This is a genomic window from uncultured Arthrobacter sp. (genome assembly GCF_964021775.1).
Classification (GTDB): Bacteria; Actinomycetota; Actinomycetes; order Actinomycetales; family Micrococcaceae; genus Arthrobacter.
The window spans coordinates 1-24047 of sequence record NZ_CAXHZI010000014.1 but is presented as its reverse complement, the minus strand read 5'-3'; the positions used below and the strand labels follow the sequence as shown (position 1 = coordinate 24047).

General features: G+C 70.2%; 16 protein-coding genes and 1 riboswitch. Of the genes, 9 read left to right on the top strand and 7 right to left on the bottom strand.

All coding sequences use genetic code 11. The features are described 5' to 3' along the window. Positions 1-5: 5 nt before the first annotated feature. The 3 genes from ABIN76_RS12285 to ABIN76_RS12275 are packed head-to-tail and all read right to left on the bottom strand — an operon-like array spanning position 6 to position 4671. On the bottom strand, positions 6-977 hold the full coding sequence (locus ABIN76_RS12285; RefSeq protein WP_346959974.1) for an NAD-dependent epimerase/dehydratase family protein: 972 nt from the start codon (positions 975-977) through the stop codon (positions 6-8). After that, the gene (locus ABIN76_RS12280; RefSeq protein WP_346959973.1) at positions 974-3655 is read right to left on the bottom strand and encodes an alpha/beta fold hydrolase; all 2682 of its coding nucleotides are present in this window, start codon (positions 3653-3655) and stop codon (positions 974-976) included. Before ABIN76_RS12280 ends, ABIN76_RS12285 begins: the two co-directional genes overlap by 4 nt. Beyond that, on the bottom strand, positions 3649-4671 hold the full coding sequence (locus ABIN76_RS12275) for a 3-oxoacyl-ACP synthase III (RefSeq protein WP_346959972.1): 1023 nt from the start codon (positions 4669-4671) through the stop codon (positions 3649-3651). Before ABIN76_RS12275 ends, ABIN76_RS12280 begins: the two co-directional genes overlap by 7 nt. A gap of 333 nt (positions 4672-5004) precedes the next feature. On the opposite strand from ABIN76_RS12275, the gene smc reads away from it, so the two are divergent. Continuing rightward, positions 5005-8598, top strand: coding sequence for a chromosome segregation protein SMC (gene smc, locus ABIN76_RS12270; protein WP_346959971.1), 3594 nt, complete (start codon positions 5005-5007; stop codon positions 8596-8598). A gap of 77 nt (positions 8599-8675) precedes the next feature. Continuing rightward, positions 8676-9884: a signal recognition particle-docking protein FtsY gene (ftsY, locus tag ABIN76_RS12265; protein WP_346959970.1), complete on the top strand. Its 1209-nt coding sequence runs from the start codon at positions 8676-8678 to the stop codon at positions 9882-9884. A 95-nt stretch (positions 9885-9979) separates the two neighbouring features. On the opposite strand, the gene ABIN76_RS12260 is transcribed toward ftsY, so the two are convergent. Together ABIN76_RS12260 and ABIN76_RS12255 are read right to left on the bottom strand one after the other, a co-directional pair. Then, on the bottom strand, positions 9980-11674 hold the full coding sequence (locus ABIN76_RS12260) for a hypothetical protein (RefSeq protein WP_346959969.1): 1695 nt from the start codon (positions 11672-11674) through the stop codon (positions 9980-9982). A 76-nt stretch (positions 11675-11750) separates the two neighbouring features. Then, a complete protein-coding gene (locus ABIN76_RS12255) occupies positions 11751-12908 on the bottom strand; it encodes an MFS transporter (RefSeq protein ID WP_346960023.1) in 1158 nt (385 codons plus the stop codon). 331 nt (positions 12909-13239) lie between these two features. On the opposite strand from ABIN76_RS12255, the gene ABIN76_RS12250 reads away from it, so the two are divergent. After that, positions 13240-14613: an ammonium transporter gene (locus ABIN76_RS12250; RefSeq protein WP_346959968.1), complete on the top strand. Its 1374-nt coding sequence runs from the start codon at positions 13240-13242 to the stop codon at positions 14611-14613. Beyond that, entirely contained in the window at positions 14610-14948 is a 339-nt protein-coding gene (locus ABIN76_RS12245; RefSeq protein ID WP_136322366.1) for a P-II family nitrogen regulator, read from the top strand. The genes ABIN76_RS12250 and ABIN76_RS12245 overlap by 4 nt, the downstream gene beginning before the upstream one ends. A gap of 176 nt (positions 14949-15124) precedes the next feature. Here the strand turns inward: ABIN76_RS12245 and ABIN76_RS12240 are convergent, their stop codons facing one another. Beyond that, positions 15125-16513, bottom strand: coding sequence for a glucose-6-phosphate dehydrogenase (locus ABIN76_RS12240; RefSeq protein ID WP_346959967.1), 1389 nt, complete (start codon positions 16511-16513; stop codon positions 15125-15127). 150 nt (positions 16514-16663) lie between these two features. Here ABIN76_RS12240 and ffh point away from each other — a divergent pair, with 150 nt between their 5' ends. Next, entirely contained in the window at positions 16664-18250 is a 1587-nt protein-coding gene (ffh, locus tag ABIN76_RS12235; protein ID WP_346959966.1) for a signal recognition particle protein, read from the top strand. 138 nt (positions 18251-18388) lie between these two features. Then, on the top strand, positions 18389-19138 hold the full coding sequence (locus ABIN76_RS12230; RefSeq protein ID WP_346959965.1) for an alpha/beta hydrolase: 750 nt from the start codon (positions 18389-18391) through the stop codon (positions 19136-19138). A 41-nt stretch (positions 19139-19179) separates the two neighbouring features. Here the strand turns inward: ABIN76_RS12230 and thiC are convergent, their stop codons facing one another. Then, the gene (thiC, locus tag ABIN76_RS12225; protein ID WP_346959964.1) at positions 19180-21036 is read right to left on the bottom strand and encodes a phosphomethylpyrimidine synthase ThiC; all 1857 of its coding nucleotides are present in this window, start codon (positions 21034-21036) and stop codon (positions 19180-19182) included. Then, positions 21005-21112, bottom strand: a riboswitch (TPP riboswitch). (Overlaps the previous gene by 32 nt.) 229 nt (positions 21113-21341) lie before the next feature. On the opposite strand from thiC, the gene ABIN76_RS12220 reads away from it, so the two are divergent. The 3 genes from ABIN76_RS12220 (at position 21342) to ABIN76_RS12210 (ending at position 23738) form a co-directional block, all read left to right on the top strand. Beyond that, positions 21342-21677 carry a GNAT family N-acetyltransferase gene (locus ABIN76_RS12220; protein WP_346959963.1) on the top strand — a complete coding sequence of 112 codons (336 nt, stop codon included), beginning with the start codon at positions 21342-21344 and terminating at the stop codon, positions 21675-21677. Between the two features lie 3 nt (positions 21678-21680). After that, on the top strand, positions 21681-22781 hold the full coding sequence (locus ABIN76_RS12215; protein ID WP_346959962.1) for an amidohydrolase family protein: 1101 nt from the start codon (positions 21681-21683) through the stop codon (positions 22779-22781). Positions 22782-22862: 81 nt separating this feature from the next. Further along, positions 22863-23738, top strand: coding sequence for a VOC family protein (locus tag ABIN76_RS12210; protein WP_346959961.1), 876 nt, complete (start codon positions 22863-22865; stop codon positions 23736-23738). The last annotated feature ends 309 nt before the right edge of the window (positions 23739-24047 follow it).

Sequence of the window (24047 nt, the reverse complement as noted above, 5' to 3'; positions counted from 1 at the left end):
CGAAGCTAGGCCGACCCGTAGTGCCGGGCCAGCCGTGCCAGGCCCTCGTCCAGCGACACCGCGGGGGTCCAGTCGAGGAGTTCGCGGGTCTCGCGCTGGTCGAACCAGTGCGCGGTGGAAAGCTGCTCGGCGAGGAAACGGGTCATGGGCGGCTCGTCCGCCCGGCCGGCCCGGGACCAGAGCCTCTCCACCACCGATCCTGCCGCCCGCGCGAGCCTGCCCGGGACGCTCCAGGACGGTGCGGGGACGCCGCCGGCGGCGCAGATACCCGCCAGCAGCTCGCCGACCGGGCGGGGTTCACCGTTGCTGACCACCAGCGCCCGGCCGTGGATGTGGTCCATGCGGTGCAGCGCGGCGACGATCGCGGACGCGGCGTTGTCCACGTAGGTGGTGTCGATCAGGGCCGCGCCGGTGTCGAGCAGCGGCAGGCGGCGCCGGCCGGCACGGTCCAGCACCCGTTCCACCAGCTGCGTGTCGCCCGGGCCCCAGACGATGTGCGGGCGCACCGCCGCGACCCGGAAGTCCGGCGAATCCGCGGCCAGCGCCAGCACTTCGGCCGCGGCTTTGGTACGGGAGTAGTCCCCGTGGGCGCGCACCGGGTCCGCCGGCTCGGCGCCCAGGCCGGCGATCGCGGCCCCGGAGTTGGCCACGGACGGGGAGGAAACGAACACCAGGTCCCGCACGCCGGCGCCGCGGGCGGCCGCCAGCAGCCGGCGGGTGCCCTCGACGTTGACCTCGTCGAACTCCGCGGCGCGGCCGGTGAAGGAGACCTTCGCGGCCAGGTGGATGACGCCCTCGGCGCCGGCCACGGCGCGGCGGACGGCGTCGTCGTCCGTGACGGACCCGGCGGCGTCGGCGGCGCCGTCGATGCCGGACGGCCGGCGCTGGAAGGTGGTGACGGTGTGGCCCTGCCGGACCAGCAGCCGGGCGACTTCGCCGCCGAGCAGGCCGCTGGCGCCGGTGACGAGGACCCTCACGGCGTGCCCGGCCGGCCGCCGGCCAGCACCGCGGACGCCCACCGGGCCAGGCGGGTCCGGTCGATCTTGGCGTTGTGCCGGATGTCGGTGGGCTGGGAAGGGACGGCGAGCACCGCGGAGATGCTGACGCCGGCCCGGCGCGCCGCGTCCCGGACGCGTCCGGCGAGCTGCGGCGCCGCGGGGCCCGCCCGGCGCACCGGCGGGACGGTTTCGACGACGGCGACGACCGCCTGCGTCCCGGCCGGACCGACCCCGACGACGGCGGCCAGTCCGACGTCGTCCAGGCGTTCGATGGCCTGCTCGGCGCCGACGGGCGTCACCACCGCGCCCGGCGCCGTCACGACGTGCACGAGGCGTCCCTCCACCCAGAGCCGGCCGGCGGCGTCGAAGTGCCCGACGTCGCCGGTGCGGTGCCAGCCGGGGGTCCGGACGCTCTCGCGCTGGGTCAGCCAAAGCCTGTCGTAGGCATCCTTCACGTGCGGGGCGCTGACCAGGATCTCGCCGGTCACTCCCGCGTCCGTGACAGGCTCGTTCCCCGGGGCCGTGCCGTCCGCGGCGAGCGGGATGACGGCCGTGCGGGCGCCGTGCACCGGCCGGCCCACGCAGACGCCGTTGCCGGCCCCCGCCACCGTGCCGGCGGCCGCGTCAGCCTCCGCGGCGCGAATCTGTTCGAGGCTGATGTCCGTCACCGGCAGCGCCTCCGTCATCCCGTACGGGGTATGCAGCGAGGCCGCCGGCAGCAGCCCCTGCACCTGGGCCAGGAGGGGCTCGGGGACCGGCGCGCCCGCGGACAGCAGCAGCTCCACGCGGCCCAGGGCCTCGTGCCCGGCGCGGCCCAGATCGGCCCGGGTCGCGACGACGTTGCGCAGCGCCGCGGGGGAGGCGAAGACCACCGTGGCCTCGATTGCTGCGGCGGCGTCCGCCAGCGCGCGGGCCGTCAGGGTGCGGGGCACGGTGACGTCCATGGCGGGCGTCACCGAGACCGCCCCGAGCGCCGGACCCAGCAGCGCGAACGGCGCGAAGCCGGCCACCAGGCGGGCGCCCGGACGGATGCCCAGCGTCGCGGCCACGGTGTCCCGCATCGCGGCCAGCTGCCGGTGCGTGTACAGCACGCCCTTGGCCGGACCGGTGGAGCCGGAGGTGAAGAGCACCGCGGCGGGGGCATCCGGCGCCGGAGCCGGGGCGGCGGCTGCCGGGGCGGCGGCTGCCGGGGCGGCGGCTGCCGGGCCCAGGGCGGCACCGCGGCGGGCGAGGGCAGCGAGGGACGTTTCAACGCCGAGGAGGCGACGTTGTGCGGCAGGGAGGTCCCGGACGCTGATGCGCCGCCCCGACCAGCCGAGGGCCGCGGCTGCCGCCAGCGCCTTGTCGATGCCGATCAGGAAATCCGGGGTGGCGCCCTTCACCGCGCGGCTCAGGCCGCGGGTGCCCAGGCCGGCGTCGGCCACGACCACCACCGCGCCCAGCCGCAGGCAGGCGTAGAGCACCACGGTGAGGTCCACGCCCGGCGGCACCATCAGGCTCACCCGGCTGCCGTTCGCCACACCGGCCTCCCGCAGGCCCGCCGCGAGGGCGGCGACATCCTGTTCAAGCTGCTGCCAGCTGAGCGTGCGGGCCACGCTGCCGTCAGCGGCCATTTCCGCGACGGCGGTGTCCGCGCCGGCCGGTCCGGCCGCGAGTTCGGTCAGGGGCGCCCACAGCGGCGGAACCCGGTCGCCGGTCGCCGGCGGCTGCACGTCTGGTCCGTTGTCCCGGCCCTCCCCGGCAAGCCAGTCGAAGACGGGGGAAGCGATGTCCCGGTCTTCCGCTACCAGATGGCCGGCACCCTCGAAGCGGTGCACTTTGGCCGCCGGCAACCGGCTGATGAGGTCCTTGAGGTACCGGTCGGAAAAGATCGGGTCCCGCGGTCCCCACAGCATCAGCGCCGGAACCTCCAGCCCGCGCAGCCCTTCGGCGAGGCGGTTGAGCACCGGGAAGCTGGGGTGGGACGCGTCGGCGGGAATGTCCGCGACGAAGTTCCCCACGCCGGCGCGGCGGGCGGCGCCGCGGTAGGGGGCCATAAAGGCCCGGCGGACGTCCGCGGCCAGCGGCGGGTGGGCCAGGGCGTGGGTCACCCGCAGGAACGCATCCGACGTCGTGGTTCCCCAGCCGTGCACCGCGGGGTGCAAGGCCAACCGCAGCGCCGGCGGGATGGGGGAGCCGGCCGGCTGGTGGACGGCGGTGTTGGTGAGCACCACGCCGGCGAGCTGCTGCGGATGGGCCAGGGCCCAGCCGAGGCTGATCACGCCGCCCCAGTCATGGCCGACGGTGACCACCGGGCCCTCCAGCCCCAGCGCCTTGGTGAGGTCGGCCAGGTCGTTGATCCGGTCCGCCAGGCGCCGGAACGTGCCGGTGCGCTCGGAGAAGCCCATATCCAGCTGGTCCACGGCCACCACGCGCCACGGATGGTCGGGGCTGGATCCGGCGGCCAGCAGGGTCCGCCACAGGTAGGACCAGGTGGGGTTGCCGTGCACGCACAGCAGCGTGCCCGCGGGCGTCAGCCCCCGGCGGGCGAGCTGGGCCCCGTTGTCGAGCAGGTGCCAGCGGCGCACGGTGCCGGGCGCGTCCGCGGCGGAGGTGGACCCGACGTCGACCTCGCGCGACCACTCGGGGTCCACGCCGGGCCAGCCGGCGGCTACCAAACGATTTCCATCATGGCGGTGTTCAGGCCGGAACCGACGCCCATGCACAGCACGCGGTCCCCGGCTTCGAGGGTCTGCGCCTCGGCGGCCAGGGTCATGGGCAGGGACGCCGGGCCTACATTGCCCCAGTGCGGGAACGTGATGGGCACCTTGTCCGGATCCAGGTCAATCGCGTCGATGATGGCCCGGGTGTAGGCATTGCTGACCTGGTGCGTGACGTAGCGGTCCATCGAGGCCCAGTCCCACTCCGGCTGCGCCTCCTGCCAGGCGTCCACCACAAGCTGCAGGCCGCCGTCAAGCAGGCCCTTGGTGTCGGTGGCCATGCCGTCGACGCCGCCCACGCACAACTCGTGGTGCTCGGTGCCGGCGCGCATCACGCCGCCGAGGATCCGGTGCGCCCCGGGGTGCTGGTCCGCCGGGCCCAGGACCGCCGCTGCGGCGCCGGAGCCGAGGGTCAGCGTGGCGAACTCGCGGTTGAAGTCCTCGCGGGTGGTCTCCGGCCGCTGCAGCCGGGCCAGGGTGGCTTCCTGGGTTGCCTGCGCGTCCTCGCCGTTGACGATCATGGCGTACCGGATCTGGCCGGAGTCGATCATGTTCGCGGCCAGGGTCATGCCGTTGACGAAGCCGAGGCAGGCGTTGGCCAGGTCAAAGTTCATGGCCGAGGAGGGCAGGTCCAGCCCATGGTGGATCTTCACTGCGACCGACGGTTCAAGGTTGCGGCGCGTGACGGAGGTGTTGATCAGCAGGCCAACCTCGGACGCTTCGATGCCGGACTCGGCCAGTGCCTTCGCACCCGCCTCGATGGCGGCGTCGTCGAACGCGGTCCCGGGCGCCCACCAGCGCCGGTGCGTAATACCGGCGACCCGTTCCAGCAGTTTCGGCGGGACCCTCAGCCGCCGCAGCGTCGACGCCAGCCGCCGGTCGAACTCCGTGGAACTAACCACGGTCGGAGCTTCGACGCTGCTCACCGACAGCAAGGCGGTGTTGCGGTGCCTGAATGTTGCGTTCCCTACCAAGATCAAGCCCCTGTTCGTGTCCGTCCCGCGCTCCGGGACGTTAGCTGCATCGCCGGGCACAAGCCCAAGAGCTTAACTATGCCCCGAGCCATTCCATTCCCGCACACGGAACCCGCACAGCCTGGGGCTCCTGCGGCGGCTGAGGCTCCTGTGGCTGCCCCGGCGGGGTTCTGCCGGGGTTCCGCAGAGGGTTCCGCGCGGAATTGGCACAAAAGTGACGGTGCTCCGCAGTAGATTGTTAGTACCGGCGCCAAACCCCACCACCGCGACCGTCAGAAGCACGCCTTCGTCCAGCAGCGCCTCGTCCGCACCGAGCAGGAGACCCGGAACACCTTGCACCTCAAAAGCCTGACCGTCCGCGGATTCAAGTCGTTCGCTTCCGCGACGACGTTTGAATTCGAACCCGGCGTCACTGCCGTGGTGGGCCCCAACGGCTCGGGCAAGTCCAACGTGGTGGACGCGCTGTCCTGGGTGATGGGCGAACAGGGCGCCAAGACCCTGCGCGGCGGCAAGATGGAAGACGTCATCTTCGCCGGAACCTCCGGCCGGCCGCCGCTGGGCCGCGCCCACGTCTCGCTGACCATCGACAACAGCGACGGCGCGCTCCCGATCGACTACAGCGAAGTGACCATCTCCCGCACGCTGTTCCGCACCGGCGGCTCCGAATACGCCATCAACGGCGCCAGCTGCCGGCTGCTGGACATCCAGGAACTGCTTTCCGACTCCGGGCTGGGCCGGGAAATGCACGTGATTGTCGGCCAGGGGCAGCTGGACAAGGTGCTGCACGCCACCCCGGAGGACCGGCGCGGCTTCATCGAGGAGGCCGCGGGCATCCTCAAACACCGCCGCCGCAAGGAAAAGACGGTCCGCAAACTCGAAGCCATGCAGGCCAACCTTGCCCGGCTCAGCGACCTGACCGGGGAAATCCGGCGCCAGCTCACCCCGCTGGGCAAGCAGGCCGAGGTGGCCCGCCGCGCCCAGACCGTCCAGTTCGAGGTCCGCGACGCGCGCTGCCGCCTGCTGGCCGATGACCTCGTCCAGCTGCAGTCCGTGCTGGAGCAGGACGTCGCCGACGAGACCGCGCTGAAAGCGCGCCGCGCCGTCGTCGAACGCGACCTTGAAACCGGCCGCCGGCGCCAGTCCGCCCTAGAACAGCTCGCCGCCGAGGCCACCCCTAAGCTCAATGCCGCACGGGACAACTGGTACCAGCTCTCCGCCGCGCGCGAACGGCTGCGCTCGCTGGGCTCGCTCGCGGAAGAACGCCGCCGCCTGCTCGGCGCCGCCGACGCGGCCCCGGACGCCGGCCGAGACCCCGAGCAGCTCGAAAAGCAGGCAGCCCGGGTCCGCGCGGAACAGTCCGGGCTCGAAGCCCGGATCCTCGAGCGGCGCACCGCGCTGGACGCCGCCACCGCCGCCAAACAGGACGCTGAGAGCGCGGCGGCGGCCGAAGACAAACGCCTCGCCGCCCTGCTCCGGGCCGCCGCGGACCGCCGCGAGGGGCTTGCCCGGCTCGCCGGCCAGGTGGGCGCAGCGCGGTCCCGGGTCGAATCCGGCCAGGCTGAGCTGGGCCGCCTCAGGGAGTCGCAGAAGGCCGGCGAGGAACGGCGCCGCCTCGCGCAGAGCGAGTTCACCGCCCTCGAGTCGCAGGTGGCCGGCGTCGAGGACGGCGAGGAAACCCTCGACGCCGAATACGAGGCCGCGAGCGAGGCCCTCGACGCCATCGTGGCGGACATCGACGCCCTCACGGCGGCCGAACGCGACGGTGAGCGGGAACGCGACGCCCTCGTGGCCCGCCGCGATGCCCTGCAGCTGGGCCTGAACCGCAAGGACGGCTCCGGGCACGTGCTGGGCGCGGAGCTGCCCGGCGTGCTCGGCCCCCTGGCCGGCATGCTGAGCGTTGAAACCGGCTACGAAGCCGCCATCGCCGCCGCCCTCGGCAACAGCTCCGACGCCGTCGTCGTCCGTGATGCCGCGTCCGCCGCCGCGGCGGTGCAGCTGCTGAAGGACGACGACGCCGGCCGCGCGTCGCTGCTGCTGGCCGGCACACCCGGGACGGCCACCCCCGGCCAGGACGGCGGGCTTCCCGCCGGGGCCCGCTGGGCCGCCGCGCTTGTCACCCCGTCCGAAAACAAAGCCCGCGCTAGTGTGCCGCTGGCACAGCTGCTGGCCGGCACCGCCGTCGTCGAGGACCTCGACGCAGCGGCCCAGCTCATAGCCGCCCGCCCGGAGCTGACCGCCGTGACCCGGGCCGGGGACGTGTTCACCGCGCTCACCGTCACCGGCGGCTCCGCCACGGTGCCCTCGCTGCTGGAAGTCCAGGCCGCCGTGGACGACGCCGCCTCCCGGCTCGCCGCCGTCGGTGCGGAGCTGGAGCGCAACCGCTTCGCCCGGTCCGCCGCTGAATCCCGCCGCGCCGCCGCCCAGGAACGGGCCGACGCCGCCCTGGACAAGCTGCACGACTCGGACGCCCGGCTGGCCGCCGTGGCCGAACGGCTGGGCCACCTGAACTCGGTGCTGCGCAGCGCCGTCGGAGAAAGTGAACGCCTCGCCGCGTCGCTGGCCCGCGCAGAAGCGAACATCCAGGCGGACCAGGAGGCGCTGGAGGCAGTCGCTGCCCGGCTGGCCGCGGCCCAGGAGGCGCCCGCCGAGGAAGAACCCTCGCCCGAGCACCGCGACGCCCTCGCCCTCGCGGCGTCGGCAGCACGCTCGGCCGAGATGGAGGCCCGGCTCTCGCTCCGCAGCGCCGAGGAGCAGCTGACCGCCATCCGCAACCGGGCCTCGTCGCTGGAACGGGCCGCAGCGACCGAACGCCGTGCCCGGGAAGAGGCCGCCGAACGGGCCCGCCGCCGCCGGCTGCAGGCGCGCCGCGCCGCCGCCGTGTCCGCCGCCGTCGAACAGGTCATCGGTTTCATTGACGTGTCCGTGGAACTGGCCCGCCGTGAACGCGACCTCGCGGAGGAGCGCCGCGAGCAGATGGAGCGCGAGCTGGCGGGGGTGCGCACCGGCAACGACGCCCTTGCCCGCGAACTGGCCGAGCTGACCGACTCCGTGCACCGGGACGAGCTGGCCCGGGCGCAGCAGCGCCTCCGGATCGAAGCCCTCGAGCTGCGCAGCGTCGAGGAGCTCGGACTCACCGCGGACCAGCTCGTCGCCGACTTCGGCCCCGACCGGCCCGTGCCGGTGCCGGCGGGCGAAACCGGCGACAAATGGGCGGCCCTCCGCGCCCCCGTGGATGCGGACGGCCGCGAAATTGTCGCAGGCAAACCCTTCGTCCGCGAAGAGCAGGAGAAGCGGCTGAAGAAGGCCGAGCGGGATCTCTCCGCCCTGGGCCGGGTCAACCCGCTCGCGCTGGAGGAGTTCGCGGCCCTCGAGGAGCGCCACCAATTCCTGAGCACCCAGCTGGAAGACCTCAAGTCCAGCCGCAAGGACCTGCTGGACATCATCAAGGAAGTCGACGAGCGGGTGCAGAAGGTCTTCGCCGAGGCCTTCGAGGACACCGCGGCGCAGTTCGTCCGGGTCTTCGCCCGGCTGTTCCCGGGCGGCGAGGGCCGGCTGGTCCTGACCGACCCCTCGGACATGCTCACCACCGGCATTGAGGTGGAGGCCCGGCCCGCCGGGAAAAAGATCAAGCGGCTGTCCCTGCTCTCCGGCGGGGAGCGGTCGCTGACGGCGGTGGCGCTGCTCGTGGCGATCTTCAAGGCCCGGCCCTCGCCGTTCTACGTCATGGACGAGGTGGAGGCCGCCCTGGACGACACCAACCTGGGCCGGCTCATCACGATCTTCGAGGAGCTGCGCGAGTCCAGCCAGCTGATCGTCATCACGCACCAGAAACGCACCATGGAGGTTGCGGACGCGCTCTACGGCGTCACCATGCGCGGCGACGGCGTCTCCACCGTGATCAGCCAGCGGCTGGGCGCCGACGTCTGAGGTCCGGGCGCGGGGGCGGCTGCGGGCACCCGCGGCGCCGCCCGCGGCGCGTTTAAGGATTATGAGAAGCTAGGGGAGTGAACGACATCCTCCCCATTATCCTGCCCATCCTCGTTGCCCTCGTGGTCCTCGGTGCGCTGATTCCGGTGCTTATGAAGACCCGGAAGAACATCACCAACTACCCGTCGCAGCGCGACGCGAATGACCCCGTGCAGGGCTCCGGCGGCGGCACGCTGCTGGAGGACCGGCCGGCCCCGCCGCGCGGGACCGCGGTGACGGACGCCGTCGACCTCGAAGGCCTCGAAACGGTGGAGGTGCCGGACAACGTCGCGGGCCTCGAGACCGTGCCGGTCGAGACGCCGCTGCCGGTGGCCGGCCGCCTGACCCGGCTGCGCGAACGCCTGGTCAAGTCCAACAACATCCTCGGCAAGGGCCTGCTCGCCCTGCTCTCCGCCGACAAAATCGACGAGAACGTCTGGGACGAAGTCGAAGAAACCCTGCTGCTCGCGGACCTCGGCACCGAACCGACCATGCAGCTGGTGGACGCCCTCCGCGAACGGGTCAAGGTGCTGGGGACCCGTTCGCCCGAGCAGGTCAAGGCCCTTTTGCGCGAGGAACTCATCAAGCTCGTGGACCCCACCATGGACCGCAGCCTGAACGTCGAACGCCACGCGGACAAGCCCGCGGTCATGATGGTGGTGGGCGTCAACGGCGTCGGCAAGACCACCACGGTGGGCAAGCTGGCCCGCGTCCTGGTCGCCGAGGACAAGGACGTGCTGCTCGGCGCCGCGGACACCTTCCGCGCCGCCGCGGCCGAGCAGCTCGCCACCTGGGGCCAGCGCGTCGGCGTTCCCACGGTCAAGTCCGACATTGACGGCGCGGACCCGGCGTCGGTCGCGTACGAGGCGGTCAAGGCGGGCATCGACCAGGAAGTCGACGTCGTGATGATCGACACCGCGGGACGGCTGCAGAACAAGGTCGGCCTGATGGACGAGCTCGGCAAGGTCAAGCGCGTGATCGAAAAGCTCGCCGAGGTGGACGAGGTGCTCCTGGTCCTGGATGCGACCACCGGCCAGAACGGCCTGAACCAGGCCCGGGTCTTCGCCGAGGTCGTAAACATCACGGGCATCGTGCTGACCAAGCTGGACGGCACCGCCAAGGGCGGCATCGTCGTCGCGATCCAGAAGTCCCTCGGAGTGCCGGTCAAACTGGTGGGCCTCGGCGAGGGCGCGGACGACCTGGCGCCCTTCGACGCCGAAACCTTCGTGGACGCGCTGCTGAACTAACGGCGCCCGCCGAAAACAAACCAGCCCGCACGGGTTGTCGTTTCCTCGAAACGACAACAGGTGCGGGCTGGTTTGGGTTTAACCCCCGGGGCGTGTCAGTAGCTGAAGTTCAGCACCGTCACGGTACCGGCCGTCAGCTTGAACTTCTGCGTATCGGATCCGTACGTGAAGCCCGGCACGGTGGGACGCTTGGCGGCGGGGACCGGTGCGTTCTTGGCCCCGTCGATCACCGTGCTGTCCTGCGCGTTCAGGCGGGGGCCGCTGAGCTGCGTCATGGTTCCGCGCAGGGCACGGCCGGGCAGCTTCAGCGAGACCTCGGTCTGGGCAGCCTTCTCGGGGTCGTTTTCGTTGACAATGACTACCGTGGTGCTGCCGTCGGCGTTCTTGAGCGCGTAGCTGTTGCCCATGCCGCCGCCCTTCTTGTCGAGGTTGAGGAACTTGCCCGGCGCCAGGTCCGCGACCATCGCCATGCCGAAGTAGTTCGCGCGGGGGGCCATCTCGCCGTTCGGCTTCAGGTACGCGCCGCCGCTGCAGATCACGGACATCGGCGGGCCGCCCTTGCAGGTGGCCATCGAGCTGTGGAAGCCCAGCCGGGTGATGCCAAGGCGGGCGGCGTTCAAGGCATAGTCTGCCGCCCACAGGGCCGTCGCGTGCGTCTTGGTGGTCTGGTTCGAGCCCGGGCAGGCGGACATGCCGGTCTCCGCGAGCCAGGTCTCCAGCCCGGCGGACTTCGCCGCGTCAAGGGCGTGCTGCTGGTAGTTGGCGGCGCGCTGGCGGGTTCCCTCGCCCAACAGGTTGGGGATCGTGGGGAAGCCCGGCGACTTCGTGTCCTTGCAGCTGAAGAGCGGGTAGTTGTGGAACGACAGCACCTTCTTCTGCGGCAGCTCGGCGTCGATGAACGGCTTCCACCACTTCTGGTCATACACCCCGGGCCCGGAAATGACGACGTCGGGGGCGGCAGCGTGGATGGCGTTGGCGTAGGCCTTGAGTTCCACGATGTACTCGTCGGTGCCGTAGGTGGCCGGACGCAGCTTCGTGTAGGCGAACCCGTTCGGCTCATTTCCGACCGTGAAGCTCAGCAGCCGCTTTCCGAAGATCCGGGAGGCGTTCTTGATCATGTCCGCCGCCCGCGCCGGGTCGTAGTGCCCGAGGTCCACGGTGAGGCTGATCTTGGCGTTCGCGGCGTTCAGGAGGGTCGCAACGCGCTCCAGGTCCGCGGGGGTGACCACGCGGGCCGGGTGGGCCTTATCTCCCTTGTAGCCGGCGGGCAGCGCTTCCCCGGAGGACGTCCAGAAGAACCGGCGGTCGACGGCGTTGCCTCCGAAGCGGAGCACCGTGTCGTCGGAGTCCTTGAGCAGCTTCACCATCGTGGCGTTTTCCGCGCTCAGGGTGGGATCCGCCAGATCGGTCGCTTCCAGCGAAATTCCGACGGTGCCCTTGTTTAGGCTCGTTCCGACGGGCTCGTTCTTGACGGTCAGCTCCAGCGGGTCCACCTTCTCCAGCGGGGACCCGGCTGGCGGCGGAGTCTGCTTGTAGTACGTGACGGCGGGGGCCTTGCCCGTGGGGGCAGGCTGCGTCGGCGTTTCCTCGGCGGTGGGTTCGGCGTTCCCGGCAGCCTGGTTCGCGTTCGAGCCCGGGTTCAACGTCACCGTCAGGATGACGGCGATCAACGCAATGACGGCCACGGCTGCGATGGCCGCAATCAGGCGCAGGCGGGTGATTTTTCCGGCCGGGCGGGAACTGCTGGAGCCAGGCTCCGTGCCGTGCGGCGGGTGGTCGGTATCGGGCATGGCGATTTCTCCAGCGGTCGGGGTTGGTTTGCCCCTAGCCTAGCCAATTCCGCTCCGCCCGCGGGCGACCCGGCGCCTACGTGACTTGGTTGGGTTGGCGCTGGAACGTTTCCCGGGCCAGCAGCCAGCCCACGGCCGCCGCGAGGAGCACCCCGCCGGTCACGCCGAAGGCCCAGCCGTAGCCCAACCGGTCGGCCAGCAGCCCGGCGATGACCGGCCCCACAATCGCGCCGCTGTCCGAGGTCATCTGGAACACGGCCAGCACCCGCCCGCCGGAGCGTTCATTGCCGACGACGTCGGCGATCGCCGCCTGCTGCGCCGGCCCCAGCAGCCCGGACCCGATGCCCGCGATGGTGGAGGCCAGCAGGAACCAGGGCAGTTCGTGCGTGAGTCCGATGGCGGCGGTGGCGAAGCCGGTGACGGCCAGTCCGGCCAGCATCAGCGGCTTCCGGCCCAGGTTGTCCGCGAGCCGCCCGGAGAACGTCAGCGCCGCGGCATTGCCCCCCGCGAACACCGCCAGCGCCCAGCCCGCGGACGACGGGCCCGCGCCGAGCGCCGCGACGGCGAAGAGCGGCACCGTCGCCATCCGGACGCCGAAGGTAGCCCAGCCGTTGGCGAAGCTGGAGGCCAGCCCGGCCCGGTAGGCGCTGTCGCGCAGCGCGTCCCGCAACTGCATCGCCGGCGCCGCCGCGCCCGCCTCACGGGACCCCGCGGGGACGTGGCTAAGCTGGGTCTGCACGACGGCGGCGGCCAGCACCAGCGCTGCCGCGTAGGCAAGGAACGGCACCCGCAGCCCGAAGCTGGCCAGCAGCCCGCCCACGATCGGCCCGCACACGTTGCCGATCAGGAAGGCGGAGGCGTAGGCCCCGGAGACCCGGCCGCGGCTTTCCGGCGGGGCGAGCCGCACCACCAGGGCCATCGAGGCCACGGTGAACATCACGGAGCCGGCCCCGCCCAGGCCGCGGAAGACCAGCAACTGCCAGTAGTCCTGGGCGAACGCGCAGGCCGCGGTGGATGCCGCCACGATCAGCAGCCCTGCCACGTAGACGGGCCGTTCGCCCAGCTTCACGATCAGCGCCCCGCCCGCCGGGGCGAAGATGAGCCGCATGAAAGCGAAGATGCTGACGATCACCGCCGCGGCGGTCGCACCGACGTCGAAGGTGGTGGCGAACTGGGGGAGGACCGGCGCCACCAGGCCGAACCCCAGCGCGATCAGGAAGGCAGCGACCAGCATCACCTTGATGTCCCGGGGCAGGCGGGGGCCGCCGGGGCGGCGGAGGCCGGCCAACGGGCGGGATCCGCTGGCGGAACGGGTTGCTTTGCTCATGGTGCTGCTTTCGGTGCTGCTGCTGGTGCCCAGGGGCAGGCGGGGGCGTGATTGAACGCGTGAAACATAACCGTAACAAGCGCGAGACGCACCATTTACTTCCGGGAGGTTCTTGTAACAACCCGGCAATGTAAATCCTCTGCCGGTGAAACACTGCGCCAGCAAACTCTTCTTAGAACGCAAAACGCGTTGGACCGGCGGACAAGTCCGCACCTAAGAGCAAGAGAGGACGCAGACCATGGAACTCACCGCAGGTCTCGTTTGGCTCCTGGTCGCGTCAGCCCTTGTGCTGTTCATGACCCCGGGCCTGGCATTCTTCTACGGCGGCATGACCCGTGCCAAGTCGGCATTGAACATGATGATGATGAGCTTCGTCGCCATTGGAACCGTCGGCATCATGTGGGTCCTCTGGGGCGCTTCGATGGCCACCAGCAACGAAGACAACTTCTTCCAGATCTTCGCGAACCCCACCAGCCACTTCGGGCTGCACAACTTCACCGAACCGGCCGACCTGCTCAAGGTAGGGTACGCGGCCACCTTCGCCATCATCACCGTCGCGCTGATCTCCGGCGCCGTCGCAGACCGGGCCAAGTTCTCCGCCTGGGTCATCTTCACACCCATCTGGGCCACGCTGGTCTACGCGCCGCTGGCCTATATGGTCTGGGGCGGAGGCCTGTTCTCCGCAGACGGCTGGTTCGGCCAGACCTTCGCTCCGGTCATCGACTTCGCCGGCGGCACCGTGGTCCACATCAACGCCGGCGTCGCGGGCCTCATCCTGGTGCTGATCATCGGCAACCGCCGCGGCTTCGGCAAGGACCCCAACCACCGCCCGCACAACGTCCCGTTTGTCATGGTGGGCGCAGCCATCCTCTGGTTCGGCTGGTTCGGCTTCAACGCCGGCGCCGCCGCCACGGTTGAGCAGGCCGGTTTGATCTGGATCAACACGCTGGCCGCTCCGGCCGCAGCGATGCTCGGCTGGCTGGCCGTCGAACGCTTCCGTGACGGACACCCGACGTCGCTCGGCGCCGCTTCCGGCGTCGTGGCTGGGCTGGTCGCCATCACCCCGGCCTGCGCCAACGTCTCACCGCTCGGGGCGATCGCCCTCGGCGTCGTTGCCGGTGTGGCGTCCGCGCTCGCCGTCGGCCTGAAGTTCAAGTTCGGCTACGACGACTCGCTCGACGTCGTCGGTGTGCACCTTGTCTCCGGCGTGGTCGGCACCGTGGCGATCGGTTTCCTCGCCACCCCGGCCCAGGGCACCGCGGGCCTGTTCTACGGCGGCGGCACCACGCAGCTCGTCGCCCAGGTCCTGGCAGCCCTGATCGCCATGGCGTTCACAGCGATCATGACGTTCATCATCGCCTTCCCGATCCACAAGCTCATGGGCTTCCGGGTCTCCCAGGAACAGGAAGTCGTGGGCGTGGACCTGAGCCTGCACGCCGAGACGGCCTACGAGTTCGGTGTCAGCGGCCGCGGCGGAAGCTTCCAGCCGCTGCACGAACTCATCACCGGCAAGCAGCTGGACGAGGGCGCGGAAGTGCCGGCCACCGAGTCCGTGGACGTCACGTCGAACGGCAAGAAGACCGCCGCAGGCAAGGAAAGTGTGGAAGCATGAAACTGATCACCGCAATCGTCCGTCCGGAAAAGCTCGACGCAATCAGGGAAGGCCTTGAAGCCTACGGTGTGCAGGGCCTGACGGTCAGCGCGGCCAGCGGCTACGGCCGGCAGCGCGGCTACACCGAGGTGTACCGCGGCGCCGAGTACAACGTGGACCTGCTGCCGAAGATCCGGGTCGAGGTGCTGGCCACCGACGAACAGGCGGACGACATCCTGGACGTCATCATTGCCAGCTCGAACACCGGCCGGGCCGGCGACGGGAAGGTCTGGACGATGGATGTGTTCGAGGCAGTCCGCGTCCGCACCGGGGAGCGCGGCGCAGCAGCCATCTAGGGCCGCGGCCCTCCAGCCGCAGCCGCGCAAGCGGACCGCGATCGGGGGTTGCGACAGCGGGCCGGATACCTGACAAGGTGTCCGGCCCGCTTTTTACTGCGCGCGTTGGGGCGCCTCCCGCCGTCGGGAACGCCCGACGTCGCCAGCCTCCCCGAGGTCGGGCGGCGGCGCGTCGCTTACGTCGGCCAGCCCTCCGGGCCGGCGGACCCTGCGGCGTATTCCTCCAGCGGCACACTGTCCCGGGACCAGGCCTTGAGCACGGGTTCGAGGATGCGCCAGCAGTCTTCCGCGGTGTCGCCGCGCACGGACAGCAGCGGGTCCCCATTCAGCACCCCTTCGAGGACTTCGCCGTAAGGGAGCAGCTCGGAGGCGCTGAGTTCGGCCTTCAGGGTGGCCCGGTCCAGGCTGAGCACGTTGCCGGGGCCGTTCACATCGACGTCGAACTGCAGCGTGTCCGGGCCGAAGCCGATCCGCAGCTGGTTGGGGGCGTCCACCCCGGTGAAGCCCCGGGGCAGGTGCGGCACCGGCCGGAAGGTGACCACGGCCTCCTTGCGCATGGAGCCCAGTGCCTTGCCCGAGCGGAGGATGAACGGCACGCCCTGCCAGCGCCAGTTGTCGATGTCCACCTGCACCTCGGCGAGGGTTTCGGTGTTCCGGGAGGCGTCCACGCCCTCTTCCTTGGCGTAGTCCGGTACCTTCCGGCCGTCGATTGACCCCGCCGTGTAGCGTGCCCGGCGGGTGTTCTTGGCATACGGGGCCTTGATGCTGCTGGCCCGCAGGAGGGTGGCGACGGCGTCGCGCAGGTCCCGTTCGTCCACCGAGGCGGGCGGTTCGATCGCCAGCAGCGCCATGATCTGCAGCAGGTGGCTCTGGATCATGTCGCGGAGGGCGCCGGCGCCGTCGTAGTAGCGGGCGCGGCCCTCGAGCGCGAGGTCCTCATCGAAGATGATCTCCACCTTCTCGACGTAGTCCCGGTTCCACACCGGCTCCAGGAAGGTGTTTGCGAAGCGCAGGCCCAGGATGTTCAGTACCGTGGCTTTGCCCAAAAAGTGATCCACCCGGTGGATGTGGTCCTCGGGGACCAGTGCGGCCAGGGTCTTGTTGAGCTCCCGCGCCGATTCCTCGCTGGAGCCGAACGGTTTCTCCATCACCAGCCGGGTTCCCTCGGGGACCTGCTCCGGGGTCAGGGCCTCGCAGGCCAGCTGGCTGATCTTCGGCGGCAGCGCGAAGTAGACGGCCACGGGTCCGTCCAGCGTGGCCAGCAGCCCGGACAGCTGCCCCTCGGCGGTGACGTCCAGCCGGTGGTAGCTGGTGGTTTCGCGGATCCGCTTCAGCTCGCGCTTGCCGGTGGTGTTGGCCTGCGAGTTGGCGTCGGCGAAGGAGGTCTCAAGGCGCTCCAGCCATTGTTCCGGGGCCCAGTCGTCCGAGCCTGCACCCACCAGGGTGAGGCCCGTCGCGTGGCCCTTCGCCACCAGCCGGGCCAGGCCCGGCAGCAGCAGCCGGCCGGTCAGGTCGCCCGAGGCGCCGAGGATGAGCAGGGTTTTTACAGTTGGTTGGCTGGTCACCTAAGCCAGCATGCCATCTTGAAGGCGCGTCTTGGTACCCTAGATAGTCGAGTCCCGTTGTCGAGGCAGTTCGTTCCGGCGAAACAGTCACGACTCTGGCGTGCCGCACTGGCCGCCAGCTGTAGATCCACTGAAAGAAGTGCACGGCGCGTGTTCAATTCACTCTCTGACCGGTTGACAGCAACCTTCAAGAACCTCCGTGGCAAGGGCCGCCTGACCGAGGCGGACGTTGACGCCACGGTCCGCGAAATCCGGCGTGCCCTGCTGGACGCCGACGTTGCCGTGCCGGTGGTCCGGGAGTTCACCGGCCGCGTGCGCGAGCGGGCCCTCGGCGCCGAGGTCTCCGGTGCGCTGAACCCGAGCCAGCAGATCGTGAAGATCGTCAACGAGGAACTCGTCGAGATCCTCGGCGGCGAGACCCGCCGCATCCGGCTGGCCAAGACCGGCCCCACCATCATCATGCTCGCCGGCCTCCAGGGCGCCGGTAAGACCACGCTCGCCGGCAAGCTCTCCAGGTTCCTCAAGGCGCAGGGCCACAGCCCCATGCTGGTGGCCTGCGACCTGCAGCGCCCCAATGCCGTGACCCAGCTGCAGGTGGTCGGCCAGCGCGCCGGCGTTCCCGTCTTCGCCCCGCACCCGGGTGCCACCTCCACCGAGCTGGACCACCCCGACGGTGACCCGGTCGCCGTCGCGCGTGCCGGCGTCGAGGAAGCCAAGCGCACCCTGCACGACGTCGTGATCGTGGACACCGCCGGCCGGCTCGGCGTCGACGCCGAAATGATGGAACAGGCCCGTCAGATCCGCCGCGCCATCGTCCCCAACGAAGTCCTCTTCGTGATCGACTCGATGATCGGCCAGGACGCCGTCAACACGGCGATGGCTTTCGATGAAGGCGTCAACTTCACCGGCATCGTGCTTTCCAAGCTCGACGGCGACGCCCGCGGCGGTGCCGCGCTGTCCGTCGCGTCGGTCACCGGCAAGCCGGTCATGTTCGCGTCCACCGGCGAAGGCCTGGACGACTTCGAGCTCTTCCACCCGGACCGGATGGCCTCGCGCATCCTCGACATGGGCGACGTGCTGACCCTGATCGAACAGGCGGAAAAGTCCTGGGACAAGGACGAAGCGGCCCGGATGGCGAAGAAGTTCGCCGACCAGGAGGACTTCACCCTCGAGGATTTCCTTGCCCAGATGCAGCAGATCCGCAACATGGGCTCCATGAAGAAGATGCTCATGATGATGCCCGGTGCGCAGAACATCCGGCAGCAGCTGGAGCAGTTTGACGAGCGCGAAATCGACCGGGTCGAGGCGATCGTCCGGTCCATGACCCCGCACGAGCGGGTGGCCCCCAAGATCATCAACGGCTCCCGCCGCGCCCGCATCGCCCGCGGCTCCGGCGTGCACGTCTCCGAGGTCAACGGCCTGCTGGAACGTTTTGCCCAGGCGCAGAAGATGATGAAGAAGATGGCGGCCGGCGGCGGCATGCCCGGTATGCCGGGAATGCCCGGGATGGGCGGCGGCGGTGCCCGCAAGGGAGCCAAGGGCACGCCGAAGAAGAAGGCCCGCTCCGGCAATCCGGCCAAGGCTGCGCAGGAACTCAAGGACGCGGAGGCACGGCGCGCCGCCGGCCCCAAGACCGTACCCACCGGGGCATCCTTCGGCCAGCAGGGCGGCGAGTTCGACCCCTCCCAGCTGAACCTGCCCAAGGGCTTCGACAAGTTCCTCGGCGGCAGCAAGTAGCTGAAGCCGGGTTGCCTTCGACGGGACCCTTCGAATGGGCCCCTCGACAGGACGGCGGCGACAGGACGCCGGCGGCAGCACGCCGGCAGCCAGTATGTCGTCGGCCCCGTTGACGGGGCGGTGCCATAGGCTTAGGGCATGTTCAAGCAGCGCGTAGTCTTCGTCCACGGGGCCGGCAGTTTTGGTGCCGCGGCGTGGCCGAAACAGCACGGCATGGCGCTCAGCTACGACGCCCTGTTCCTGCGGCGGCACGGCTTCGACCCCGTGGCCGAACCGCGGGAAACGGACTTCGCCGCCGATGCCGGCATCGTGTTGCGGGCTCTGGCGGACGATGGCCGCGGCGAGGCTGGCGGCCATGTCGTGGCCCATTCGCAGGGCGCGATCGCCGCGATGATGGCCGCCGTCGAACGCCCCGACCTGGTGCAGTCCCTCACCCTGGTGGAACCGGCCTGCCTCTCGCTCACGGCCGAACTGCCGGCGACTGCCGCGCACCGGGCCCTGATGCAGCCGCTCTTTGACGTCCGGCACAACCTTGGCGACGAGGATTTCCACCGCGAGTTCGTGCGCCGCGTGTTCGCCGCCCACGCCCCGGTCCGCGGCAGTGTGGGCGAACCCGCAGTGGAGGACGGACGCGCCGCGCGCCGGCTCCGCCTGCAGGCGCCGCCTTGGGAAGCCCCGCTGCAGATCGTTCCCGGTGTGCCGACGCTGGTGCTGACCGGCGGCTGGGAACCGCTCTATGAGGAAATCGCCGGCTACCTCCGGGAGACGGGCGCCCTGCACCGCACCGCGCCGGGCGGGCACCGGCCGCAGGATTCCAAGGAAGGCGACCGGGCCATCCGCTCCTTCATCGCCGACGTCAACCGCAGCCGGCACGCCCACGCCTCCTGACGTGCCGGTCCCGCGCATCAGGCCGGCGACCGGACCCCAGGCTAGGAGGGTGCGCCTAGGGAGGGCGCGGGCAGGTAGACCCTGCCGCCGGCTGCCAGGAATTCGTGGCTTTTCGCGCGCATTCCGGCTGCCGTCTGTGCCAACGCAGCCTGGGAATCGGCGGAACCGTATTCGTCCCGGATGTCCTGGCTGATCCGCATGGAGCACAACTTCGGCCCGCACATGGAACAGAAGTGGGCTGTCTTGGCCGGTTCGGCCGGCAGAGTCTCGTCGTGGAAGGCCTCCGCGGTCACCGGGTCCAGGGACAGTGCGAACTGGTCCCGCCAACGGAATTCGAACCGGGCCTTGGACAGGGCATCGTCGCGTTCGTGTGCACCGGGATGCCTCTTGGCCAGGTCGGCGGCGTGGGCGGCGATCTTGTAGGTGATGACGCCGGTCTTCACATCGTCCTTGTTGGGCACGCCCAGGTGCTCCTTTGGCGTGACGTAGCACAGCATGGCCGTGCCGTACCGGGCGATCTCCGTGGCGCCGATCGCCGAGGTGATGTGGTCATAGCCCGGTGCGATGTCCGTGACCAGCGGCCCCAGTGTGTAGAAGGGCGCGCCCTTGCATAGTTCCTGCTGGCGCTCCACGTTCTCCCTGACGAGGTGGAACGGCACATGTCCCGGGCCTTCCACCATGACCTGGACATCGAACTCCCAGGCCCGCTGCGTGAGCTCGGCCAGCGTGTCCAGTTCGGCGAACTGGGCAGCGTCGTTGGCGTCCGCCGTCGACCCCGGCCGCAGCCCGTCGCCGAGTGAGAAGGCGACATCGTAGCGTGCGAAAATTTCGCACAGCTCGTCGAAGTGTGTGTAAAGGAAGTTCTCCTGATGGTGCGCCAGGCACCACCCGGCCATGATGGAACCGCCGCGGGACACGATTCCGGTGACCCGGTTGGCGGTCAACGGGACGTACCGCAGCAGCACTCCCGCGTGGATGGTCATATAGTCGACGCCCTGCTCGCACTGTTCGATCACGGTGTCACGGAAGATTTCCCAGGTCAGGGCGTTCGCTTCGCCGTTGACCTTCTCCAGGGCCTGGTAAATCGGTACCGTGCCGATCGGGACGGGGGAGTTGCGGATTATCCATTCGCGGGTGGTGTGGATGTCGTCCCCGGTCGACAGGTCCATTACCGTGTCTGCGCCCCATTGCGTGGCCCACTGGAGCTTGTCGACCTCCTCGGCGATGGAGCTGGTGACCGCGGAGTTGCCGATGTTCGCGTTGATCTTGACCAGGAACGCCTTCCCGATGATCATCGGCTCGGACTCCGGGTGGTTGATGTTGCTGGGGATGATGGCCCGGCCGGCGGCGACTTCGCTGCGGACGAGCTCGACGTCGCAGTTCTCCCGCAGAGCGACGAAGCGCATTTCCGGTGTCACGATGCCCTGTCGTGCGTAATGCATCTGTGTGACCGTTCGGCCTTCGATGGCGCGGCGGGGCTCCGGCGGCGCGCCCCGCCATTCCGCCGAGGCGGCACCGCGCCGGACCGCGGACTTGCCGTCGTCGAGCAGGTTGCGTTCCCGGCCGCTGTAGGGTTCCGTGTCCCCGCGTCCGGCGATCCATTCACTGCGGAAGCCGGCGAGCCCTACTACCGGGTCGCTGCCCGGTCCCGCGGTGCGGTACACCCGGAAGGGAGGATTCCCGACGCCGCCAGGGGATGGTTCCAAGGCAATTTCCGTCACCGGGACGCGGATCCCGCCGTCTTCGACATACGCGAGGGCATGGGACTTCAGGGACTGCGTCACGGGAGTTGCGTCACTGACGGGATTCTCCGCTGGTGCGGCGTTGTTTCCGTTCCGGGCAGGGCTGTGCTGTGGATTTGTTGCGCTCAAAGAACTACTCACTTCCTTCGCCGGCATTATTCGGACAGGTTCAACGGTCGCAGGCTGCACCAGCCTGATCTCAGCCCCTGCAGGGGCACCCGTGTGGTCGTAAACGAAGCTACCACAGGGCACCGGGAAGCCGTCGCGGGAGCCCGGTCGTCCCCGTGTTAGCGTGGCATCGTGATTCAGCGCAGGGCCTTGCCCCGCATCAGGGCCTCGACCATTGAAGACCTCCCGCGCCTACCGGCCCTCGAAGCAGCGGCCGCCTGCTCGAAGTGGAACTTGGGTGCCCGCCGTTCCCGGCTCCGGAGCAGGCCGGCCCGGATGATCCTCTCTTTGTTTTGGTCGCCGGAAGCCCTCCGGTCGGATTCGCCCGGGTCGACGAAGTCGGCGGCCAGGCCCATCTTGAACAACTTTCGGTGCATCCCGACTTTGCCGGGCTCGGAATCGGACGGGCCCTGGTGCAGGCAGCCCTCGGCGAGGCCCGCCGTCGTGGTTATGAGTCCATGACGCTGTGCACCTTTGCGGGCGTTCCGTTCAATGGACCCTTTTACGCGAGCTGCGGCTTCGAGCTGGTCGCCGGGCCTTCGGGTGCCCTGGCCGCCGCGCGGGAACGCGAAGCCCAATGCGGGCTGGATGAGCTGGGCCGGCGGATTGCGATGCGGATTAAGCTTTAGGCCATGAGCAGCATCATCGAATTCAGCGGCCCCGTCCTCACGGCAGCCGACCAGGAGCGGCGCGGACTGTGGGCCGTCGACGGCAGGCTGACCTTCACCCGCCCCGCGGCCGCGCCGGATCTGGTCCTGGACGGCTGGGTCATCCCGGGCCTGGTCGACGCGCACTGCCACATTGGGCTCGGCCCCGGCGGCGACGTCCCGGACCAGGTCGCGGAGCGGCAGGCCCTGACCGACCGCGACGCCGGAACGCTGCTGGTCCGCGATGCCGGCGCGGTCCATGACACCCGGTGGATCCAGCAGCGGCGCGACCTGCCGCGCATCATCCGCTCCGGCCGGCACATCGCGAGGACGCGCCGGTACCTGCGGGGCTTCGCCATCGAGGTTGAACCCGGGGACCTGGTGGAGGCCGTGCGCAAGCAAGCCCGCGCGGGGGACGGCTGGGTCAAGCTGGTGGGGGACTGGATCGACCGCGACGCCGGCGACCTCGCCGCAAGCTTCCCGGCCGGGACCGTCAAAGACGCCGTCCGGGCGGCGCACGACGAGGGCGCCCGCGTCACGGCGCACTGCTTCGCGGAAGACACCCTCGATGACATGCTCGACGCCGGGATTGACTGCATCGAACACGGCACCGGGCTGCTGCCCCGGCACCTGCCCCGCTTCGTCGAACAGGGCGTGCCGATCGTGCCCACGCTGATCAACATTGCCACCTTTCCGGACATCGCCGCCCAGGCCGAAGGCAAGTTCCCGCGCTACGCCGCGCACATACGCTCACTCTGGGAACGCCGTGCCGAGCGGATCCTGGAAGCGTACGAAGCCGGCGTGGCCATCTACGCCGGGACGGACGCGGGCAGCGTCATCAAACACGGCCGGATCGCCGATGAACTCGAGGCCCTGCACGCCGCCGGCCTCCCGGCCGCAGCCGCCCTCGACGCCGGAACCTGGGCCGCCCGGGGCTGGCTCGGCGCCGACTCGATCGCCGAAGGAGCCAGCGCGGACGTGCTCGTCTGCGCCGAGGACCCCCGCCGGAACCTTGCGACCCTGCGCGAGCCCCGGGGCATCGTGCTGCGCGGGGAACTGGTCGGTCGAGGGCATGTCCTGCATTAGGAATAAATTGAAGCTTCAAGTAATTTAGGTCTATGCAGGGTCACCGAAGGTCGGTGGCCTCAGGACCACCGGAGCGTTTCGATGACCGCAGAAGCCAGCACCCAGGATCTCCTTCCCGCCGAACTCACCATGGGCACCGTGATGCTCAAGGTCGGCGACATGAAGCTCATGACCGATTACTACCAGCGCGCCCTCGGCCTTGACATCGTCGCCGAGCAGGATGGCGGGCTCTATCTTGGGCGCAAGCGCAAGCCCCTGGTCCACCTGGCTCCCGCCCCGGGGCTGAATCTGCCCTCCCGCGGTGAGGCCGGCCTCTTCCACACCGCCCTGCTGTTCGAGGACCAGCCCTCGCTGGCCGCCACCGTCGCCTCCGCCGCGCAGTACGAGCCGCAGTCCTTCACCGGCAGCGCCGACCACCTCGTCAGTGAAGCCTTCTACTTCAACGACCCGGAGGGCAACGGCATCGAGCTGTACTGGGACCGGCCCCGCGACGCCTGGTCCTGGGACGGCAGGAACGTCGTGATGGACAGCCTCGCCCTGCCGCCGCAGCGCTACCTCGAGCAGCACCTCACCGAAGCGTCGGTGGCCGGACAGCGCGAGGCCGATGCCGGCGTCGGGCACGTCCACCTGCAGGTCGGCGACGTGCAGTCCGCCCACGACTTCTACGTCGGCACGCTCGGCTTCGAGAAGACAGCAGGCTGGCACGGCCAGGCCCTGTTCGTCTCCGCCGGCGGCTACCACCACCACATGGCCATGAACGTCTGGAACAGCCGCGGCGCCGGGCCCCGCCACGACACCCTGGGCCTGGGCGAAGTGCTCATTGAAGTTCCCTCCGGAGACGACGTCGGCGCCCTCGCCGACCGGCTCAAGACCGCCGGCGTGAAGTCCCACCACACCGGGGCCGAGCTGCGCTTCGATGATCCGTGGCGCAACCGGATCCGCGTCGCCGTTCGCTAAGGTCCGCTGCCTGGCCGCGATGCGGGGCGGGGTGCGATCCGGTCCGCTTCCTCACGGCCCGCGGGACATGCCCATCCTTCGCGGACGTGGAGCGAGGAGCATGTCCATCCTTCGCGGCAAGGAGTGGGCATAGCGGCATTCTGCCCATTGCTCGTAGCTAAGAGAGGGCACGTCCAGTGGCGGGACCGGACGAGACCATGCGCGGCCCTGGTCGCGGAGGAGCATGCCCATCCTTCGCGTCCGTGGAGCGAGGGGCATGTCCATCCTTCGCGGCAAGGAGTGGGCATAGCGGCATTCTGCCCATTGCTC

Bases quoted from the DNA above. Each gene is read 5' to 3' on its own strand.
- ABIN76_RS12230 (WP_346959965.1), top strand. From the start codon at position 18,389: ATGTTCAAGCAGCGCGTAGTCTTCGTCCACGGGGCCGGCAGTTTTGGT.
- ABIN76_RS12255 (WP_346960023.1), bottom strand. From the start codon at position 12,908: ATGCTGGTCGCTGCCTTCCTGATCGCGCTGGGGTTCGGCCTGGTGGCG.
- ABIN76_RS12250 (WP_346959968.1), top strand. From the start codon at position 13,240: ATGGAACTCACCGCAGGTCTCGTTTGGCTCCTGGTCGCGTCAGCCCTT.
- ABIN76_RS12215 (WP_346959962.1), top strand. From the start codon at position 21,681: ATGAGCAGCATCATCGAATTCAGCGGCCCCGTCCTCACGGCAGCCGAC.
- ABIN76_RS12260 (WP_346959969.1), bottom strand. From the start codon at position 11,674: ATGCCCGATACCGACCACCCGCCGCACGGCACGGAGCCTGGCTCCAGC.
- ABIN76_RS12245 (WP_136322366.1), top strand. From the start codon at position 14,610: ATGAAACTGATCACCGCAATCGTCCGTCCGGAAAAGCTCGACGCAATC.
- thiC (WP_346959964.1), bottom strand. From the start codon at position 21,036: ATGCCGGCGAAGGAAGTGAGTAGTTCTTTGAGCGCAACAAATCCACAG.
- ABIN76_RS12210 (WP_346959961.1), top strand. From the start codon at position 22,863: ATGACCGCAGAAGCCAGCACCCAGGATCTCCTTCCCGCCGAACTCACC.